Origin of the sequence: Reichenbachiella sp. (genome assembly GCF_033344935.1) — a bacterium.
Lineage (GTDB): Bacteria > Bacteroidota > Bacteroidia > Cytophagales > Cyclobacteriaceae > Reichenbachiella.
Map to the genome: position 1 here is coordinate 424,873 of NZ_JAWPMM010000001.1, position 21,265 is coordinate 446,137.

Below are 21,265 nucleotides of genomic sequence, written 5' to 3' on the forward strand. Positions count from 1 at the left end.
TATTCCAACAAAATAAAGCTATGCTGAAACCAATCTTTCATACCCTATTGGGTCTAGGTCTTCTTGTATCCACTCAAGGGATTTCACAAAGACCTATAAAACCATTTTTGGAAGAACCTAATAAGTCAAATTCCTTGTCATCAAAATCTGGCCAACGAAAGTCGGCTGCCACACTCGACTTTGGAGATACTCCTAGTTTGAGTTTTTCTGGAAGCTTTGGAGGGTCGAATACGGATGTTGCGACCGACATTATTGCTGATGCTTCAGGAAATGTTTTTGTCTGCGGATATTTCACAGGACAAATTACTCCAGATGACACGCCAATTGAAAGCACAGGTGAAATGGATGGTTTCGTTGCTAAATATGACAATACAGGTGAATTGCAATGGTGGACAACTCTTCCTTCAAAAGCAGATGGCTTCGTAATGGCTCAGAGCATTGTAATGGATGGTGCCGACCCTATTGTGGTTGGTAGTTATAATGGAAATGTAGATTTTGGAATTGACGATCCGTTGTCTGGGTCCGATGGCGAATCTATATTTTATGCACGGATCAATGGCACAACTGGAGCAATAGCAGCAAATCAATCACATTACGATGCCAATGTGAATGACAACTTAAATTTGAAGTCAGCCTTAGATGATGATGGAAATCTCTATGTGTTAGGACAAGCCGGATCGATTAGAGGGGCACTGCTTAAATATGACGGATCAGACAATTTATCATTCTCACAATCACACGATGAAAGTTTTACCGATTTGCTTATCATGGGAACAGATCTATACTTATCAGGAAGTCTCTTTTATGATAGTGATGGAGTTTTTAATAATGACATCAGTGTGACAACAAACCCCAACGTCTATTCCATTGCTATGGTAGCAAAACTCAGTTTAAGTGGAGACTTTCAGTGGGTTAGTTTGGCGGATCATGAAGTGGGGAATGATGATTATAGCGGAGAGAGTCAAGCTTATAACGTCACCCTTGGTATTGGTGACGAACTTATCCTTTCGGGGCGTGTTAGAACATACGGAAAATTTGATGCGCTGGAGGCCGAAGGGTCAGGTACTTTTTTTGTAGAATTTGATAATACGGGCTCATTCGAAGTATTAACCTACGAAGTCGATAATGGAACACTTGACGCCTTTGAATTAGTGAATAATGGAACAGAAGGGTATTTTCAGTATACCAATAAAGAACTCACGGCAAGAGATGCTGATCTTCTTGAGGATTACGAGGTTGAATTGGAAGGTGATTTGTACGGTATATATACCACAGCTGCTAACAAAGTTCTTAGATGCGGTGAAAAGAAGCACTTGAGTTTTTTTGCACAAGAGTCTCAGGTCACTCACGTTCAGGATTTTGCAATATCTGTATCAGGAAATAGCGCTGAATCTTCAATTTTAGCCGTTGAATCTGATCTTTTTGGTAATACCTATTATTATGGATATACCACCAATACTTTACAGGCCTTTGGTGAAACGATGGAAGCAGGATATTTTCTTGTGAAAGTGGCTGCAGATGAGAGTATCAACTGGGTTAGAAGCTTAAAAACTGACTCGGATCGTATGTCAGTACACTTGGGAATTGGAGATCCTATGAAAATAGACCCAACAGGCGGATATATTTATCTTCTTGCTGCATTTGATGGACAGTTGGAATTATCTAATGAGACGAGTCTTGATGCACATGAAGACGGAAGTACTGCTATCGTAAAATTTGATACAGGAGGTAACCTTTCTACCTCATGGAAAGAAGATCTAGTAGAATACGATTTTGACCTGGCTGTAGATCAGGAGGCTAATGTAATCCTGTCAGGTATATTTTACAATACTATCGAATTGGGCGGAGAGTCTATAAGCTCAAAAGGATCAAGTGATGGGTTTGTAGTGAAGTACAATGCGTCTGGCGTCGCTCAATGGACCAAACAATTGGGAGGTTTAAGTACCGAATATTCGACTTTTACAGATGTAGACGACGAAGGAAACATATATGTAAGTGGAGAATACTTATCGGACGATATTTTTTTAAATGGGGTGTCAATATTAAAAGCACCAAAAGGCGATGGAAATGTATTGCTAGCTAAGCTCAATGAGAAGGGCGAATTGCAATGGGCAAGGGTAACAGGAAGAAATGTGGAAGCGGATAGTCATAATGAGGATATTACTTGGCCAACGGGAATAGTAGTAGATGATGAGGGGAACTCCTACCTCAAAGGATGGATGGCCAAAACCATATACTTTGATGATATATTATTGGAATTTGAGGGTAGTAACTATCACCATTTCATTACTAAAATAGACAACAAGGGAAATGTTATCTGGGCCGAAGGAATTGAGCAGACTCAGGGTTTTGGCTTTGATTACAATGAGTTTGAAATTGATGCGTTGGGTAATGTATACTTTGCTATTCAAGCAACAGCACAGATTAATTTTGCCGACGATCTGTCCTATACGCCTGACTTTGGTTATACAGATTTGTACATCACCAAATATACTTCTGATGGCCTTTTCGGATGGCTTAAGGTTATAAAAGGAGGTACCGAAGTAAGTCAAATATATGGACTAGCAGTAGTTGGAACACACAAAATTTGTGTAGGAGGGTACTTCTTGGATGAAATCACATTGGGGTCAAAGTCTCATGCTGCCGATAATGTTAGGTCTGGCTTTTATGGAGCCTTTGACGTAAGTAATGAAGCTCCTACTTTTATATCAGAACCAGAAGTAATCATTGAAGCGGGAGAAAAATATAGCTATAGTATAAGCACTGAAGATAAGGATGAAATGCCAACATTAAGCATTTCTGCACTTGATTTGCCTACCTGGTTAACATTGACCGATCATGGGGACGGAACCGCTACTTTGGGTGGAGTTCCAGCAGAAGAGAACATGGAAGATCAGGAGATTAGTTTGTACGTGTCTGACGCAGTTCATACCATTTCGACGAAGCAGAGTTTTACTTTGACAAAAAGAGAAGCGAAAGAAGTAACCGCTATCAATATAAACAAATTGGGCTTGGAGGTTTTTCCGAATCCTGCAACAAGTGGTCTGACAATAAGGGTCAACGGATTGACGGAAAGGGCGTCTGTTAAAATTAATGATGTCTCAGGAAAGCTTATTCAACTTGACAACACGGCCACAACGATTTCGGATGGGAGTGGATATTTGAACTTGATAAGCCTTCAGCCTGGTCTTTATATTCTTCAGGTTCAATCAAACTCGGATAGATGGAGTCAAACTTTCATAAAAAATTAATCATCTAGTTCACAATAACTTTATGATAACAAGGCCCAAGCTATTAGTTTGGGTCTATGTGTTTCTTCTATAAATAATATGTGAACGAGGGTGGAATGTATTGACAGAGAAAGTTGGACATTGCGTTATAGAATCAAGCCAGCATGTTATGGTCCAACAAAAACTGTAATGTCTCACAAGCAGCTTCATCTACCGGTTTATAATAAACCCCAATTTCGTGACGGCTCTTTTTGTTTTCGAATTTTAGTTCTTTATCGACATTTTCGACAACAAATTTTCGGGAGAAACCTTTAGTGAAACCAAAAAAGTACAGCATTTTGGTGGGAAAGAGTTTCCTTGGAAACGGGAAGGATTCACCAAATTTTTGGTGCAATATATTGGCGATATCGAGCATTGATTTGGTTTCGCTCACAAGCATAAACCGACCTTCCGCATACTGATCTTGCGCAGCAAAAATATGAGCCTGAGCGACATCCCTTACATCTACAAAACCATATTGCACATTGGGTACACCAGTCTTGTATGTACCGTTGGCTATTTTTTTTATAAAATCGAAGCTGCCAGATTTGCTATTGTTAGTAAGCGATGGGCCAAGAATGATAGCCGGATTTAAAGCGACCATTTTCCATCTACTTTGTTCATCATGAATGCGCCACGCTTCACGCTCAGCTACAGTTTTTGAGAAAGCGAGTGGTTGGTGTTTGAGGTTGCTAGATTTGTTCCAGTAATCTTCGGTAAATGTGCGCTCTTTGGTAGTATCTATATCAGATATGTCCCCATAGATGGCGGATACTGCGCTTGTAAATATTACCTTTCGTACTGAAGATGTCTTGTTCACCATTTCAAGTACATTTCTAGTACCTTCAAACGAAGGGTCAATAAGCTGTTTTTGAGGATCTTTGATTCCGCTAAGGAGATAGGGAGAGGCAGTGTGAAAGACAATGTTGCAACCATACATAGCAGCTTTGAAACCATCTGGCTCCAGCAAATCGGCCTCGAAAATGTCGAGTGACCCTCTTGAATTCTCTGCTATTTTTTGGAGGTGCTTGTATTTATCTTCGTTGTTCATATCACGAACAGTGATACGAACCTTATACCCATCTTCCAATAAGTATTTTACAAGCCAAGAGGCCATAAACCCAGCTCCGCCAGTCACCAAAACTGGCAGTTCTCGACAGAGAATATGGGGGTTAATTTCTTCTTCTTCGACCTGTTGTAACATTGAAGTCAAAAATTAATGATAAGCGGAGAACATTCCTAATGTTATTAGGTCAGAAACAAAAAAGACAATCAAGTGATAGTGTTTACTGTAGGAAATTATGGCTGTGGCTGTGGATAATTATTCAAAAAGGAGATTTTAGTGTGTTTGAAAGAATGCTGCAAAAAAGGGGCAACCAAAAGGCTGCCCTATGATTTTCTTTTCAGTTTATGGATAATTATTCACATGCGTCCTGAACCTCATCTAGGTTATCTTCTAACTCTTCAACAAAGTCATCAATATCATCCTCGTCAATATCTTCTATCTGTGAAGCACAGCTTTTGTTATTTTTCAGGAAGCTGATATATTCTGTGAGAACTTCTTCACAATCATCACAATCTTGATCGATAAAACAGGCATCATAATAATCGTCGTAGTAATCTTCTTCTTGATCTTCAAGTGCATCAATATCACAATCATCGTCGTCGCCACATGCTGTGGTTATCATTAAAAGGCCTAATAGGCTAAATAGGAAGAGTAAATTTTTCATGGTTCGATTGTTTAGTTTAAGAATGGAGTTACTTAAAATTACCTATTTTATAGCAGAACAGGAAGATAGCATGAAGGACTTGGATGAAATTAAGACTAGTTTTTCTAAAATTGCATGAAAGAGATAGCAACACAGAATTTCTAAACAATGGCTCAAAAAAGAACATGATCAGTATAATAGAAAGAAGAATAAGAAGTTTTGGCCTTTTATGTTTGGTGTTTTTTTTTACTATCGCCTGTCACGAACAAAACAAGAACAAAGTATCGCCAGCTGAATTGATGAAGTCGAGAGAGATTAGAAAGGTTTCTGAAGCGGAGATTCTAAAGATAGGAGAGATTATAGGTAGAGAGATGGTAAAATCTGTTATTAATCTAAGTGCTCAGAAGGTAAATGATACTTCTACATTATGTGATGAAAAGGACTGGAAAGAACTCGATGCTTTAGTGAAAATGAACCAGGCTAAAGTCCAACGAATAAATAGCAAAAGTGAAAATTTGACTGAACTAGAGCTACAGCTATTGGAAGCTTATCAATATAACTTGGAGCAAAATATGAAACCCACAGGTTCTATTCAAAAACTCGATGCTAAAACTGCTCTTTATGCATACCCCGTAGATTCTAATAGCAACATCTATAAGTATTGCATGGATAGTATCTCAAGAAAGTCAGCAGAGCTTTGGACTATTAAAATTCCTATTAAAGAAATTATCAATAAGCTCTAATTTTTTCTTTTGTCTATTAAAAAACCTACGCCAACAGCAATTAGGACAACAGGCCAATAGTCTTTGAATCTAACATTAAAGTACTCTGGAAGCCAAAAGATCAAACCAAGCGCGATAAAGAAAAGCCCGCCTCTGGCATTGCCGGATAGAAATTGATAAACGCCTATCAGAACTAACACCATCTGCCAGGTAAAAAAGTAATATGGGATTTCCCAAGGTAAAAGACCTAAGTTGTCTAGAAGAAATAGTACGCCGATCAATATAAATATGGCGCCCAAAGAAGTACGTTTATCGCGAGCAGTCATGATGTTTTTGAAGTTAAGTTAAAAAAAATAGCGAAGACCAGGAGACTTCGCTATTGTAACATACTTTTCTTAAAATCTGTACTTTGGAAAAGCGGTATATAAAATTACTTAGAAGCTACTACTTTCACGTCTAATGTAAATTCATTAGAAATCGCTTTGTCACCCAAGTCGTCAAAGAAACTTGGTGAGCCATATCTTACGTCATATTTAGTTCTGTCCACAGTGATTTTTGCAGTAGCAGTTGCTTTTCCTCCTTTTACGCTTAGCTCTGCAGGAAAACTTACAGATTCTGTTTTGCCTTTAATAGTCAAATCAGCCGTGATATCGTATTTGCCTTTTGCTGTACTTTTCACTGAAGTGATTTTTAAGCCAGCAGTTTTGTAAGTTTCCACAGCAAAGAAATCATCAGACTTCAAGTGACCTTCCAATTTTGCTCTCCATTCTCCTTCGATATCTGTATTGGCAATGGTTGTCATATCAATTTCAAAAGATCCACCTTTCAATTCAGATCCATCAATTTCCAAGGAACCTTTAGAAATTTTCACGGTACCGGTGTGACCACCGCTCACCACTTTAGTGGCCGTCCACACTACACTACTTTCTGAAACATTGGTTTCATAAGTGGCGTTTGTTTCAACAGGATTAAGATTCAATCCAATAGCTAATAATAATACGTTTAACATGTTTGATAAATTAGTTTAGTAAAATATATGTCTATACAATAGTTGTAATTACAAATGTAACGATCATTAGATTATAAGGTTTTGATTTTATAAATTTTTTTCAAATTCTTAATAATTGTAATTGATATTTTGAAAAATGCAATAATCGAGCGCAGAGAGAACTAATTAAATAAGACCCACGTATAGTTGAACCAAATTGGCTTATCTTTGCAAGCTGAAAACAATACACACTAGATCAAAACAAAAATGACGAATACAGTATTAGCATTTGGGATGCCTGGCGGATGGGAGCTTGTAATTATAGTTTTGGTTATTATTCTTCTTTTTGGTGCGAAAAAAATTCCTGAATTGGCTAAAGGTTTAGGAAAAGGAATTAGAGAATTCAAGGATGCGTCTAAAGAAATCAAGGACGAGATTCAAGAAGGAATCAAAGACGACAAAGAATAATTTTGAACACATACGATTCATTGTCTCGAATCCAATCAGACATTGATTCGGGCAAAATAGATTGCGTAGGGTTGGTCAACCACTACCTTTCCAACATTAAGACATACGAACACCTTAATGCACTTACGGCAGTTTATGCCGATGAAGCATTGGCTGCTGCGAAAAAAGTACAGCAAAAAATCAATGGTGGAACCGCTGGCCGATTGGCTGGTATGGTCTTTACCATCAAAGATGTTTATTGTCATGAAGGGCATGAACTCCAATGCGGAAGCAAAATCTTAGAAGGATTCGAATCACAGTTTACTGCGACATGTGTCCAGCGACTGCTAGACGAAGACGCTATTCTAATAGGTCGAAACAACTGTGATGAATTCGCCATGGGTTCGTCCAATGAAAATTCGGTTTTTGGGCCAACCATTAATGCGGCAGGAGAAAACAAAGTCCCAGGAGGATCATCAGGTGGTTCTGCAGTAGCCGTACAAGCAGATATGTGCTTAGTTTCTATTGGTTCAGATACAGGAGGCTCTGTTCGTCAACCAGCAGCCTATTGTGGTATAGTTGGCTTCAAGCCTAATTACGGAAGAATATCAAGACACGGCCTATCGGCCTATGCAAGTTCATTTGACTGTGTAGGTATTCTAGCCCATTGCATAGACGACACTGCTTTGACTTTAGAGATTATGGCTGGCGCAGACGAATATGATACAACAGTATCTCATTCCGACGTACCAACGTACTCAAAAAATATCGACTGGAATGGCAATGCCAAGGTAGCTTGCTTTGACAATACGCTTTCTCATGAAGGCATAGATGATGAAGTAAAATTTGCCACCAGTGAGGCTTATGATAAGCTTCAGAGCTTAGGCCATAGCATTGATCACCTGGGTTTTGATTATTTAGATCACGTATTGCCCACCTATTATATCCTTACTACAGCTGAGGCTAGCACGAACTTGTCTCGCTATGATGGGGTCCGCTATGGTTATAGAAGTGAGAATGGTCATGACCTGGAGTCCATGTATAAAAAATCTCGTTCGGAGGGATTTGGAGATGAGGTGAAGAAAAGAATTTTGCTCGGAACGTATGTCTTGAGTGAAGGCTTTTACGATGCCTATTTCACTAAAGCACAAAAGGTACGAAGATTAATTCGCGATGAAACGAAGAAGATATTCGAGAATCATGACTTTATTATCTTGCCTACAGCACCGACTACGGCATTCGAACTCAATAGCCACAACCGAGATCCTTTAGAAATGTATTTGGAGGATATTTTCACTGTTCAAGCCTCATTGGCTGGGTTGCCTGCCATCTCTTTGCCCAATGGCAAGGATAAAAATGGTATGCCCATTGGAATTCAGGTGATTGCTAATACTTTTGAAGAGGAAAAACTGTTATCTTTTTCGAAGTACTTGGTAGATCATGTACTGGCCAAATAAATGATGATCAAAAACATACTTATTATTCTCGGGCTTATTCCCTCCTTTCAGCTCTTAGCACAAAAGGACGCCACTTTGGATCAATTTCCAGAAACTTCTTACGAATTGATGGAAGACCGATTGAAATGTGTGGAGGGTAGCATTCCATTGGAATTCAACGAGCGCATCAAATCCTTTATCGACTATTTCACCATTCGAGACAGAGAGTACACCAAATCTGTATTGGCCAACCGTGATTTATTCTTTCCCATTTTTGAAAAGGCATTAGCCGAAAGAGGCATGCCAGATGAATTGAAATACTTGTCCATCGTAGAGTCGGGCTTACGTCCTAATGCCATGTCCAGGGTCGGCGCTGCAGGATTATGGCAATTCATGCCGGCTACCGGAAAATCCTATGGACTTTCACAGTCCTGGTATATCGATGAACGGATGGATCCCTATGAAGCTACTCAGGCAGCCTGTAGATATTTAAAGGCACTTTACAATATGTTTGGCGATTGGGAATTGGCCTTGGCTGCTTATAATACGGGCCCAGGAAATGTGAGAAAGGCCATTCGGAGATCTGGGTACCAAAAGACATTTTGGGAAATATATCGATATCTACCAAGAGAAACCCGTTCGTATGTGCCACAGTTTGTGGCCATGATCTATACGCTCAACTATTTGGATGAACACAATTTTATCCTTGACGAAATAGATATGAATTATCAGGTAGCCCATGATACGGTACATGTGAATGGCTACATGCATCTAGAGACTTTTGCAAATCTGACCAATCTTTGTGTAGATGATCTTATTTCGCTCAACCCTCATGTGATTAGAGGAGCCACTCCTGATGGCACATTGAATTTTCCGCTTAGGGTGCCATCGGACTTGGCCGAGGACATTCGGATGAACCGTTTAGCTATTTTGGATTCAGCGAGCAAAGTAGGAAGAAAAGAATTGGAGTATTTGGCCAGAAATTCACCAGGCAGCACCTATGGTCGTACACGACAGGTCTATAGAGTAAGAAGTGGTGATGTGTTAGGCACCATTGCTCAGCGATATCATGTCCGGGTATCTGATCTCAAGAGATGGAATAATTTAAATAGCAATATGATCCGAGTGGGTCAGCGATTGAATATTTGGACCTTACCACACTATTCTTCCAAAACTAGAGAAACTTACGTGGTGAAAAATGTCCCAAAACCCGTGCCGGTTGTGGCGGGAGGAACTTATCATTTGGTGAAGTCTGGGGAATCGCTCTGGAGTATTTCGAAGCTGTATGAAGATTTAAGCATTGAAAAAATTAAGAAATTGAATAACCTCACTACTTCCAATATCAAGCCGGGCCAAAAATTATTAATTAATATGTGACTTTTGCTAAAACCCGGATTACTACTAAAAGCATTCAACTCTTATGACATTGAGAAACACGCATTACCTATTAATACTTTTAATTTCATTTTTAACTGTTAGCTGTAGTTCAGACACCGCGAAAAACGGTGGAAGCAAGTCTCATTTGCCAGTGGCACGTGGCGAAGCCAATGCTATACTTTGTGTGATGGATACTACCCAGTGGAACGGTCCGGTAGGCGAGGCATTAAGAGATATTTTTTCTGACTATGTCCCAGGCTTGCCTCAGGACGAGCCTTACTTCAAGTTGAGAAATATCAACCCATTGAAAATGAATAATATTCTCAAAACGGGTAAGTCCATGATATTCGTGAGTACAATGGATAACCAAGGTGCTCAAAGCCGAGCCATGCAAAACTATTTTACCTCTTCCTCTTTAGAGAAAATTTTGAGTGACACTGCCTTGTATAGATTGCCTCAAAAGAATCAGTTTGCACGAGGACAAGAAATCTTACATCTTTTTGGTCAAACAGAGCAGCAACTTATTGCTCATTTGAAAAGAGATAAAGAGGTATTAAGAAATTACTTCTTGAATATTGAGAATGAAAGAATTTCAAAGGCTGTATTTAAGGTTCGTGAAAAGCAGATCGAGAAGACATTGAGAGAAACTCATGGCTTTGATGTGCAAGTGCCTTATGGTTATGATTTGGCAAAAAACCAACGAGATTTTATTTGGATTAGACTTTTAGACCCAGAATATGAAAAAAATATTTTTGTTCATTATAGACCATTCAATTCTCGCGAACCTTTTGAGGATGTGTTAGCATTTCGCGAAGAAATCACCTCCTCTTATATGCGTGATGTCCAGAAGCCAGATATTTTCATGACGCTACAAAATGAGAACATGAATATCCGTGAAGTGAACTTCAAAGGAAAATATGCCAAAGAACTCCGTGGTCTTTGGAAGCTGAGTGATATTTCTGGAGGAGGACCTTTTGTCAGTTACGTATTTGTTGACGAATCTCAAAAACGCTTGTATTATTTGGAAGGGTATGTATACGCGCCATCCAAGGATAAGCGTGAGTTTATGCAAGAAATGGAAGTCATAATAAACACCTTCCGTTCTGGGAAAGAATTGAAATAAGGGTGCTATTTTCAAGTCATTAAACTCTGATAACATAATGCCTATTTTCTAGGTCATTTCTCGTAGAATTTCCGCAATTTTGAAGCTTGGTTTTTGCCCATTTAGCATTCCCCCATGTGCTCAAAAGCCAACAACATTATTAATCCACAAATTCTACTATGAGTTTAAAAATAAGAAAGAAAGACGCACTCGATTTTCATTCAGAACCTATTCCTGGAAAAATAGAGGTTACTCCCACAAAACCCTTAGCCACACAACACGACTTGGCCTTGGCCTATTCTCCAGGAGTGGCAGAGCCGTGTCTTGAAATAGCAGAAGATAAAGAGAAAGTATACAAGTACACAGCCAAGGGCAATTTGGTGGGTGTGATTTCAAATGGTACCGCAGTATTGGGACTAGGTAATATTGGTCCTGAAGCGTCTAAGCCCGTAATGGAAGGTAAAGGTGTACTTTTCAAAAAATTTGCTGGAATAGATGTTTTCGACATCGAAATCAACGAGGAAGACCCTGATGAGTTTATCAAAATCGTCAAGTCTTTGGAGCCGACATTTGGAGGAATAAATCTTGAAGATATCAAAGCACCAGAAAGCTTCAAGATAGAGGGTCAACTGAGAGAGCAAATGAACATTCCGGTCATGCACGATGATCAGCACGGTACGGCTATCATTTCCAGTGCAGCTTTGCTCAACGCACTTGAAGTTGTAGACAAGAAAATTTCCGAAATCAAGATCGTAGTGAATGGAGCTGGTGGAGCGGCCATAGCCTGTACGGATTTGTATGTTAAAATGGGTGCTACTCGTGAAAACATTGTAATGCTAGATAGCAAAGGAGTGATCCGAAAAGATCGTGAAAATCTAGATGCAATGAAAGGCAAGTATGCCACTGAAAGAGATATATCAACGATTTCAGAAGCGGTAAAAGGGGCAGACATGTTTCTGGGCTTGTCTATGGGCAATGTGCTTTCTCCGGACGACCTATTGTCCATGGCTGATAACCCAATCGTATTTGCGTTGGCTAATCCAGACCCTGAAATCGCTTATGACTTAGCGATGTCAACAAGAGACGACATAGTAATGGCTACTGGTCGTTCAGATCATCCTAATCAGGTGAACAACGTCTTAGGATTCCCCTATATTTTTAGAGGTGCATTGGATGTGAGAGCTACATCCATTAATGAAGAAATGAAGTTGGCCGCAGTGAAGGCCTTGGCAGAAATGACCAAACTCCCTGTGCCTGAAATCGTTTCCAAAGCTTATGGCGAGAAGTCGATCAAGTTCGGGAAGGATTATTTGATTCCCAAACCGTTAGACCCAAGATTGATAGCTAATATATCATCTGCAGTGGCTAAAGCTGCTATGGATTCTGGAGTGGCAAAAACAACTATCGACAACTGGGAAGAATACAAAATTGAGTTAGAAGAGCGCGTAGGAGCCGAGAAGCGAATCATATCAAGAATCATTTCTGCGGCGAAAAAGAACCCTAAGCGAATCGTATTTGCTGAGGCGGACGAAGAAAAAATCCTGAAAGCGGCACAGCTCGTGGCTGATGAAAAAGTGGGTATTCCTATCTTATTGGGTAATGAGAAAAAGATCAAACGCCTCATCGGTGAATTAAATCTTGATTTAGATTGTACGATCATCGATCCATTCTACCAAGAGGAGAAAGTAGATGTTTTCGCCAAAATTTATTTTGAAAAGAGAAAGAGAAAAGGGGCTACTGTACAAGAGGGTAGACATCAGATGCTCGATAGAAATTACTACGGGGCGATGATGGTAGAAACTGGCGAAGCCGATGCACTGATATCCGGATTGAATAGCGACTACCCTAACACGATACGTCCAGCACTTCAAATCATTGGTGTTGAAGAAGGATTAACACGTGTCGCAGGTATGTACATCGTTAGAAATAAGAAAGGGACTTTCTTCCTGGCAGATACTACAGTAAATGTAAATCCAAATGTGGAAGGGTTAGTCAACATTATTGAATTGACTCATCGGGCGGTGAAGTTCTTTGGTTTCGAACCAAAAATGGCTATGCTCTCCTACTCCAACTTTGGCTCAGCTAAGGGAGATGTACCAAGCAAGACAGCCAAAGCGGTACAGATTGCTAAGGAAAAATGGCCGGAGATGATTATCGATGGAGACATTCAAGCGAACTTGGCGATGAACAAAAAAATGCTAGAGAAAACTTATCCGTTTAGTGATTTGGCTGGGCATCAGGTTAACACATTAATTTTCCCTAATTTGTCTTCTGGAAATATTGCTTATAAACTGCTCATGGAGATTGGAGCAAGCGAAGCCATAGGACCTATTCTAATGGGTATGCAAAAACCGGTGCATGTATTGCAAACGGGGAGCTCAGTTAGAGAAATTTATAACATGGCAGCTATTGCCGTTGTTGATGCACAGGCTACCGCCAATAAGAAGAAATAAATGATTGCATATCTGGAAGGAAAGCTGATGGTTAAAGATCCTACCTATATCATTGTGGATGTAGGAGGTATGGGTTATCAGGTCAAAATTACACTCAACACTTTTGCGCAGGTCAAGGGGCTCGATAGCTGCAAGATTCACACCCACTTACATGTCAAAGAAGATGCTCATACTTTGTATGGGTTCTTCGAGGAGTCGGAGCGTAAGAGATTTTTACAACTGATTTCTATATCAGGAGTAGGACCTTCCACCGGATTGATGATATTGTCTTCTCTTTCGCCTGAAGAAATTCATTCAGCGATTGTAAACGGTGATGTAAAAACCATAAGTGGGGTGAAGGGAATTGGTCAGAAAACAGCGCAGAGAATTATCCTTGAATTGAAAGATAAAATGAGCAAAGAAGAGCTCGAAGGTCATGCGCCGGTGATATCCCTATCTTCAGGCAATACACTAAAGTCAGAAGCGTTATCCGCCCTGACAACTTTGGGCATTAATAAAGCAGCAGCTGAAAAAACGATTGATAAAATTATGAATGAAACCGCGGAGCAAATGAGTCTGGAGGAATTAATTAAATTAGCCCTGAAAAGGGCCTAAATCAGCAACAACAGAGTTTGAGTCCAATCAAATTCCAAATAACACCTACCTTAATACTCGTTCTCCTCGTGGGAATGCTGGGAGCATATTCTTCATATGGGTATCAACAAATTCCGGTGGATTCTGTTAGTGCTGACTCTGTAGTCAATCAAAAATACGAGCCTTCTTACCGCCCAACTTTTAGACAACAGGACAGATTTGGTGATCCCTTCTCCAATACACAAAGTCCTTCACCCTTATTATTGGAAGACCCAGCGTCTATGCAGCTGGATCTGGAAATAGATACAGGCATGAACTACACCATCTACGAAAGAGTAGGTGCGCTCAATTATCGCCCAAGGTCTACCATGACTTTTGAGGAATTCAATCGGTATCAGGATGCAGAAATGAAGAAGGAATACTGGCAAAACCGATCGTCAGGTTTGGATGGTGAAAGTGCCGTGAGTGGCAGGCGACTCATTCCTAAACTTTATATCAGTCCCATCTTCGATAGAATTTTTGGAGGAAGCTATGTGGACATCGAACCTAATGGTTTTGTAAATCTCGATTTTGGAGGCCGTTGGCAGCGAATAGAAAACCCGGCCATTCCTATCAATCAACAAAGGAATGGGGGCTTCAACTACAACCAGCAAATCTCCATGAATGTGGTGGGTAAAGTGGGAGAAAAACTGGCTATTACCGCTAATTTTGATAACAACAACTCCTTCGATTTTCAGAATAACTTGAAAGTTGAGTACACCGGTTACGAAGAGGACATTATCAAAAAGATTGAGATTGGTAATGTAAGTATGCCAGTCTCCAATTCATTGATGACCGGCGGACAGAGTTTGTTCGGTATCAAAACGCAGCTCCAGTTTGGAAAACTATACGTGACGGCTCTGGCCTCTCGCCAACAAGGAAAATCTCAAAGCAAGACCTTTCAATTTGGAGCTGAAGGCCAACCTTTCAGTTTGAGAGCGGCTGATTACGACGAACGACGACATTTCTTCTTATCACATTTCTTTAGAGACAATTATCAAAACTGGTTGCAAGACATCCCTCAGGTTACCTCTGGTGTCAATATCACAAGGGTAGAGGTCTACGTGGTGAACACCAATAATGAGACGGCCAATGTTCGAAATTTTATTGCCTTTACAGATTTAGGAGAAGGCAAGGCGGACAATATTCAAAATAGTATTCAGTGGGGACCAGGCGCTCAGGGCGACCCATCGGATAATGATGCCAATGGACTTTGGAATTATATCAACACCAATGAAAGTCAGGTAAGGAATATTTCAACTGTTGAAAGTTTTTTGGGTAGTTCTGCTTCTGGAAATATGATGGTGGGTACTGATTTTGAGGTGAGACCAACGGCAAGGAAACTAGATGCTCGCGAATACAAGTGGCATTCTAAATTGGGATACATCAGTTTGCAGCGAAAGCTGCAAAACGATGAAGTACTGGCTGTGGCTTTTGAGTATACTTATAATGGCCAGAGCTTTAAAGTAGGGGAATTATCAGAGTCGTACAATGGGCGTCCAGATGACGATCTAATCTTTTTGAAAATGTTGCGTCCTGGTCGGATCAACACGGAGATTAAAACCTGGGATTTGATGATGAAAAATATTTACTCACTGAATTCTCCAAGAATTAATCAAGAAGGCTTCGAATTACGAATCAATTATCGTGATGATACGAAAAACTACGATGCACCGAACTTAAATGAGGGAGCTAATACCAACAATGTCCCGTTGATTGAACTGTTGGCTTTGGATCAATTGAACGTGAATGGAGACAACCAAAAAGACGGTAAATTTGACTTTATCCCTGATGTCACCTTCGATGTAGATAACGGTTATGTGATTTTTCCAGTATTGGAACCTTTCGGAACTACGCTTGAATCAAAATTTGAGAGCAACGAACAAAGATTGAAGGATCAATATGTTTTTCAGGATTTATATGATCAGTCAAAAATTGATGCTCAGCAGAATATCGCTAAAAATAAATTCTTCATCAATGGTACCTATTCCTCTAGCGCAGCAGGCGTGTATCCACTCAATGCTTTCAATATTGCGAAAGGATCGGTAAGAGTCACTGCTGGTAGCCAATTGTTGGCTGAGGGAGTAGATTATCAGGTCAATTACAATACAGGAGGAACAGTAACTATACTTAATCAAGGTGTTATTGCCTCCGGGAAGCAAATCAACATTTCTTATGAGGTAGACGATCTTTTTAGTTTTAGATCCAGATGGTTGACCGGGGCTCGATTGGACTACCGCTTTTCAGATAAGATAAATGTAGGAGCTACCGTATTTCACTTGAGTGAGAGGCCTGGTGGCGTGAGTCGCTACACCGCGGGTAATGAACCAATTAAAAATACCAAATATGGCTTCGACGTCAACTATCAGGAAGAATCTCGGATGCTAACCAAAATGGTTGATGCATTGCCCTTGTTGAGTACGAAGGAAAAATCCACGGTGACTTTTAATGGTGAATTTGCCCAATTACTGCCTGGTACATCCAACAAGGTGAATGGGGAAAGTTCGTCCTATCTGGATGATTTTGAGAGCGCAGTTACTCCTTACAACATTGCTGGTGGGCATCTGCCATGGAAGTTGGGCTCTACTCCTGCCCGTTTTCAAGATAGTTCCGACCCATTGGCAGATAACTATCGACGAGCTAAAATGGCTTGGTACATCATCGACAGATCTGCTTTTTATCTAAGTGGAGGAAATAAGCCGGATAACATTTCTGACGAGGATTTGGAAAATCACTATGTGAGACCAGTACTACCTCAGGAAATCTACAAGCAACAAGATCGCCAAGTAGTGAATACTAACCTTCCAGTTTTTGATATTGCCTACTATCCGCAAGAAAGAGGACCTTACAACTACAATCCAAACCTGACACCTGATGGTCTACTTCCGGATCCTAAGAGTAATTATGGAGCCATTACCCGTGCGATTACCGGAGAAGTGAACTTCCGCCAGAATAACATGGAGTACATTGAATTCTGGATGATGGATCCGTTTATTCAAGGAGAGCGTGGTGTGGTGCACGATGGTATTGTGAATACAAATAATCAAACGGGAGGAAAGCTGATATTCAATTTGGGAGACGTCTCAGAGAATTTGTTGGAGGAAGGAAAACATGAATTTGAGAATGGATTACCTCCTGATGGAAGCCTTGAAAATACAGAACCTACGTCTTATGGTAAGGCCACGACCTTGCAATATCTCACGGAGTTTTTTGACAATTCAGCTTCTTCCAGACCTAATCAGGATGTTGGACTGGATGGGCTTAAATCAGAAGAAGAGCGGGCACAGTTTGGCCCTATCATTGGCCTAGACGGAATGAACGCTACCGGCCAAGCTAGAACCAGAGATGATGTCGCTGCGGATGATTTTGAATATTTTCTTAGTGACAACTATGACGAGCGTAATGCAAAAATTCTAGAGCGATACAAAAAATTTAACGGAATTGAAGGGAACTCGCCGATTGGTGCCGGTTCGAATAGTTTTACGGCCTCAGCAACCAATATTCCTGAAAACGAAGATTTGAACGATGATAATTACATCAATACACTAGAAGCTTACCGCGAATTTGAAATTGATATGACAGACATCAATTCCTTACAGGTTGGAAATCACAATATTGTTGACAAGGCCGTGAGTAGTGATGGTGAAGCGACGTGGTATCTATTTAGAATACCCATCAACCAACCGACCAAAACGGTTGGGGAATACACGGAAGAATCCAATAGATTCATCAGAATGTATATGACCGATTGGCAGCAGCCGGTAGTATTGAGGATGGCTAAGATGCAATTAGTGGCCAGCCAGTGGAGAAAATCAGTCGAAAACCTTAAGGATCAGGGCTTTGATGTATTACCAGAGACAGGCACTTCTGATTTTGAAGTGTCGGTGGTAAATATTGAGGAAAATAGTTTGCCAGCAGATGGGAAGCCACCCTATGTACTGCCGCCTGGAATTACTCGAGATCAGGATAATACCACCACAATTTCTCGTCAGGTGAATGAGCAGTCGCTCAAGATTTGTGTGGAGGATTTGGAAGATGGAGATGCACGGGCCGTGTACAAAGAAGTTTCTCAGGATTTGGTCAATTATGGCAGACTCAAAATGTTTTTTCATGCCGAGCAATATCAAAATGATATGGTTAATGACGATGAAATGACAGGGTTTCTTCGCTTGGGGTTAGACCAAACCTCTAATTATTATGAGATTGAAGTTCCTTTAAAAATCACTCCTGATAATGCGGCACCTTACTTGGATACTGATGTATGGCCGGAAGAAAATGAAATCAATATTGCCTTAAACGAGCTGTACGGAGTGAAAGCTGCGAGAAATGGGAGCGATGTGAATGTCGAAGATGAATTTAGCAGGCAGTCTTCGGATGGAAAATACAGACTTACCATAGTTGGAAATCCAAAGCTGAACAATATCACGACCATGATGATTGGGATTAGAAATCCAAAATCCGAAGATAGTGCAGAACCGCATTCACTCTGTATATGGGCCAACGAAATGAGATTGACCGATTACGATGATGAAAAAGGCTGGGCTGCTAATGCCAGAATGAGTGTGAAATTGGCCGACTTTGCTACAATTAATGCAGCAACTCGATACACCAGTGTAGGCTTTGGCGGTATACAAGACAATATATCTCAACGGACACGTGATGAATCCATTGATTATGATTTGTCCATGAACATGAATGTGGATAAACTAATACCGTGGAATACTGGCATTAAGATCCCCATGTTTGTAAGTTATTCGAAGTCCAAACAAACACCAAAATATGACCCGTTAGACCCCGATATACCTTTGGAAGCTTCAGTGTTGAAATTTGACCAACAGGAAGAGCGCGACGAATACAAAGAGAAAGTAATATCACAGACGGTCAATAAAAGCATCAACTTTATTGATGTACATAAAGAAAAAGTGAAGCCAGATGCCAAAAGCCATGTGTATGATATTGAGAATTTCTCGTTCAGCTACGCCTACTCTGAGCAGAAGTCAAGCAATGTGAATACAGAAAGGGACTTTAGAAAAGAGTATGATGGTAATGTTTCATACAACTACAGCCCGCAGCCTCCATCTCTGGAACCATTCAAAAACTCAGAAGCTCTTTCCAGCCCCTACCTGAAACTGATCAAGGACATCAATTTTTCTCCTTTGCCTAATAATTTTTCTGTTAGAGCATCTATGAATCGAGTTTTTAGAAAAAGGCAATTGAGGAACGCGGACTTAACCACCACTGGAATTGATCCAAATTTCGAAAAGTATTTTACTTTCAACAGAACCTATAATGTCCGATGGAGCATTTTCAAAAGCCTCAGTGTAAATTATAATGCCACCGCTAATGCTATCATCGACGAACCTGAGGGAGATATAGATACACAGGCCAAACGGGATTCTATCTGGAACAACATCAAAAGGTTTGGAAGGATGAAAAACTATAACCAAAGTATCGGAGCCAACTATAGGCTGCCTTTGGATAAGCTTCCCTTGACCGACTGGATGAGTGCCGATTATCGATACAATGTGGATTATCGCTGGACAGGTGGAAATATTGGTCAGGTAGATGAGTTCGGGAATCTGGTGGAAAACAGCCGTACCAGAGATTTGAATGGAAAGATTGACATGATAAAGTTGTATAATAAGTCTAAGTACCTCAAATCGATCAACTCCCCTTCTCGATCCAGAAGCAGCTCGACAAGATCACGAGCTCCGGCTCGTGTAGATACCACCAGGTCGTCCGGTGGAGGTGCTGGACTCAAAGGTTTTATGCGCCTACTCATGTCTCTGCGCTCAATTAATATGACCTATGGGCAAAGGGAATCAACTAAACTCCCTGGTTTTATCCCGGTGCCTTACTTATTTGGTATGGATAGTGAATTTGATGCGCCAGGCTCTGCATTCATTTTTGGTAGTCAGGATCCCAACATCAGATTTAAGGCGGCTGAGAGTGGCTGGTTAGTAGAAAACGGAAGATTGACCACTCCATTTGTTCAGAGTCTCACAGTAGACCTCAATATCCGTGCGAATGTAGAGCCATTCAAGGATTTGAAAATTCAGTTGGATGCGAAAAGATCCGAGACCAGTGCCTATCAAGAAATTTACAGGTATGACACAGTCGCTCAGGCATATAGATCGCTGACGCCGTCTAGGTCTGGAAGTTATACAGTGACATTTCTGCCAATAAAGACTGCATTTACGAAAGATAATGGAGAGAATATTTCTCCTACTTTCGAAAAATTTGTAGAAAACCGAGAGGTGATTCGTCAACGGCTGAACTTGCTCAACTCAAATGGAGAGTATGATATTAATTCTCAGGATGTTTTGATACCCGCGTTTATTGCAGCTTATAGTGGAAAAAGTGCAGAGAGTGTAAAGTTGACCCCCTTTCCTAAAACACCGGTGCCAAACTGGCGGATAGATTATGCCGGGTTAAGTAAAATCCCTGCACTCAAGGAAACATTCGCTTCAATCAATTTGACACATGCTTATGTGTCTACCTTTAGTATTACCAACTACACAAATTCTCTCTTGTATAACAACCCATCGGCGCTTGAATTGGACAATAGTATATTGGACTACCCTCAGGCTACACAGTTGGGAGACAATGGTTCGCTTTCCCCGGTTTATGTAATCAATCAAGTGGATATGGTGGAGCGTTTCTCTCCGTTGATCGGAATTAATATAAGAACCAAAAGTAAGATCACATCGAAAATCGAGTACAAGAAAGAACGAAGTTTGTCCCTGAACCTTTCGAACTCACAGGTGACCGAGTTGAGTAGCAACGATATTGCCTTTGATTTTGGAATTACCAAGAGCAAAATGAAGATCCCATTCAAGATTAAGGGAAGAACATCTACCCTGGACAACGATATCCAGTTCAGGTTTACCTTTACCGTAAGGGATACCAAAACCATCCAGCGAAAAATTGAAGACGTGCAGACCGTGACCAATGGAAACATCAATTATCAGATAAGACCGACAGTGAGTTATGTTGCTAATCAAAAATTGAACATTACGATGTACTTCGAAAAGAACATCAACGAACCTAAAGTCTCGAACACTTTCCCTAGATCTTCTTCAGCTTTTGGTGTCCAAATGCGCTTCAGTTTAGCACAATAAATTTTGCATATATCTGGATATAATAATCT

At 40.4% G+C, this 21,265-nt stretch carries 13 protein-coding genes; 9 read left to right on the forward strand and 4 right to left on the reverse strand.

The features are described 5' to 3' along the window. The first annotated feature begins 20 nt into the window (after positions 1-20). A complete protein-coding gene (locus R8N23_RS01765; RefSeq protein WP_318169846.1) occupies positions 21-3,251 on the forward strand; it encodes a T9SS type A sorting domain-containing protein in 3,231 nt (1,076 codons plus the stop codon). A 133-nt stretch (positions 3,252-3,384) separates the two neighbouring features. On the opposite strand, the gene R8N23_RS01770 is transcribed toward R8N23_RS01765, so the two are convergent. Together R8N23_RS01770 and R8N23_RS01775 are read right to left on the reverse strand one after the other, a co-directional pair. Further along, complete coding sequence (locus R8N23_RS01770) at positions 3,385-4,473, reverse strand: NAD-dependent epimerase/dehydratase family protein (protein WP_318169847.1); 1,089 nt, start codon at positions 4,471-4,473, stop codon at positions 3,385-3,387. Between the two features lie 214 nt (positions 4,474-4,687). Beyond that, the gene (locus tag R8N23_RS01775) at positions 4,688-4,999 is read right to left on the reverse strand and encodes a hypothetical protein (protein WP_318169848.1); all 312 of its coding nucleotides are present in this window, start codon (positions 4,997-4,999) and stop codon (positions 4,688-4,690) included. Between the two features lie 83 nt (positions 5,000-5,082). Here R8N23_RS01775 and R8N23_RS01780 point away from each other — a divergent pair, with 83 nt between their 5' ends. Beyond that, positions 5,083-5,721: a hypothetical protein gene (locus tag R8N23_RS01780; protein ID WP_318169849.1), complete on the forward strand. Its 639-nt coding sequence runs from the start codon at positions 5,083-5,085 to the stop codon at positions 5,719-5,721. On the opposite strand, the gene R8N23_RS01785 is transcribed toward R8N23_RS01780, so the two are convergent. Together R8N23_RS01785 and R8N23_RS01790 are read right to left on the reverse strand one after the other, a co-directional pair. Beyond that, the gene (locus tag R8N23_RS01785) at positions 5,718-6,026 is read right to left on the reverse strand and encodes a LiaF transmembrane domain-containing protein (RefSeq protein WP_318169850.1); all 309 of its coding nucleotides are present in this window, start codon (positions 6,024-6,026) and stop codon (positions 5,718-5,720) included. The genes R8N23_RS01780 and R8N23_RS01785 overlap by 4 nt on opposite strands. Before the next feature lie 104 nt (positions 6,027-6,130). Then, positions 6,131-6,709: a YceI family protein gene (locus tag R8N23_RS01790; RefSeq protein WP_318169851.1), complete on the reverse strand. Its 579-nt coding sequence runs from the start codon at positions 6,707-6,709 to the stop codon at positions 6,131-6,133. 246 nt (positions 6,710-6,955) lie between these two features. Between R8N23_RS01790 and tatA the strand changes: the two genes are divergently transcribed. From tatA to sprA, 7 genes are all read left to right on the forward strand, one after another. Further along, positions 6,956-7,156, forward strand: coding sequence for a twin-arginine translocase TatA/TatE family subunit (gene tatA, locus R8N23_RS01795; protein ID WP_176214756.1), 201 nt, complete (start codon positions 6,956-6,958; stop codon positions 7,154-7,156). A gap of 2 nt (positions 7,157-7,158) precedes the next feature. Further along, a complete protein-coding gene (gene gatA, locus R8N23_RS01800) occupies positions 7,159-8,592 on the forward strand; it encodes an Asp-tRNA(Asn)/Glu-tRNA(Gln) amidotransferase subunit GatA (protein ID WP_318169852.1) in 1,434 nt (477 codons plus the stop codon). A 3-nt stretch (positions 8,593-8,595) separates the two neighbouring features. Continuing rightward, positions 8,596-9,948: a lytic transglycosylase domain-containing protein gene (locus tag R8N23_RS01805; RefSeq protein WP_318169853.1), complete on the forward strand. Its 1,353-nt coding sequence runs from the start codon at positions 8,596-8,598 to the stop codon at positions 9,946-9,948. 43 nt (positions 9,949-9,991) lie between these two features. After that, positions 9,992-11,071, forward strand: a complete 1,080-nt coding sequence (locus tag R8N23_RS01810; RefSeq protein WP_318169854.1) for a DUF4837 family protein — start codon at positions 9,992-9,994, stop codon at positions 11,069-11,071. Between the two features lie 158 nt (positions 11,072-11,229). Continuing rightward, the gene (locus R8N23_RS01815; RefSeq protein ID WP_318169855.1) at positions 11,230-13,503 is read left to right on the forward strand and encodes an NADP-dependent malic enzyme; all 2,274 of its coding nucleotides are present in this window, start codon (positions 11,230-11,232) and stop codon (positions 13,501-13,503) included. Further along, positions 13,504-14,097, forward strand: a complete 594-nt coding sequence (gene ruvA, locus R8N23_RS01820) for a Holliday junction branch migration protein RuvA (protein ID WP_318169856.1) — start codon at positions 13,504-13,506, stop codon at positions 14,095-14,097. It begins immediately after the preceding gene. 116 nt (positions 14,098-14,213) lie between these two features. After that, complete coding sequence (sprA, locus tag R8N23_RS01825) at positions 14,214-21,236, forward strand: cell surface protein SprA (protein WP_318169857.1); 7,023 nt, start codon at positions 14,214-14,216, stop codon at positions 21,234-21,236. Positions 21,237-21,265 lie beyond the last annotated feature (29 nt).

Excerpts from the sequence above, each read along its gene's own strand:
- ruvA (WP_318169856.1), top strand. The coding sequence starts at position 13,504 with ATGATTGCATATCTGGAAGGAAAGCTGATGGTTAAAGATCCTACCTAT.
- R8N23_RS01775 (WP_318169848.1), bottom strand. The coding sequence starts at position 4,999 with ATGAAAAATTTACTCTTCCTATTTAGCCTATTAGGCCTTTTAATGATA.
- R8N23_RS01770 (WP_318169847.1), bottom strand. The coding sequence starts at position 4,473 with ATGTTACAACAGGTCGAAGAAGAAGAAATTAACCCCCATATTCTCTGT.
- R8N23_RS01815 (WP_318169855.1), top strand. The coding sequence starts at position 11,230 with ATGAGTTTAAAAATAAGAAAGAAAGACGCACTCGATTTTCATTCAGAA.
- R8N23_RS01765 (WP_318169846.1), top strand. The coding sequence starts at position 21 with ATGCTGAAACCAATCTTTCATACCCTATTGGGTCTAGGTCTTCTTGTA.
- R8N23_RS01805 (WP_318169853.1), top strand. The coding sequence starts at position 8,596 with ATGATCAAAAACATACTTATTATTCTCGGGCTTATTCCCTCCTTTCAG.
- R8N23_RS01785 (WP_318169850.1), bottom strand. The coding sequence starts at position 6,026 with ATGACTGCTCGCGATAAACGTACTTCTTTGGGCGCCATATTTATATTG.
- tatA (WP_176214756.1), top strand. The coding sequence starts at position 6,956 with ATGACGAATACAGTATTAGCATTTGGGATGCCTGGCGGATGGGAGCTT.
- R8N23_RS01780 (WP_318169849.1), top strand. The coding sequence starts at position 5,083 with ATGAAATTAAGACTAGTTTTTCTAAAATTGCATGAAAGAGATAGCAAC.
- R8N23_RS01810 (WP_318169854.1), top strand. The coding sequence starts at position 9,992 with ATGACATTGAGAAACACGCATTACCTATTAATACTTTTAATTTCATTT.
- R8N23_RS01790 (WP_318169851.1), bottom strand. The coding sequence starts at position 6,709 with ATGTTAAACGTATTATTATTAGCTATTGGATTGAATCTTAATCCTGTT.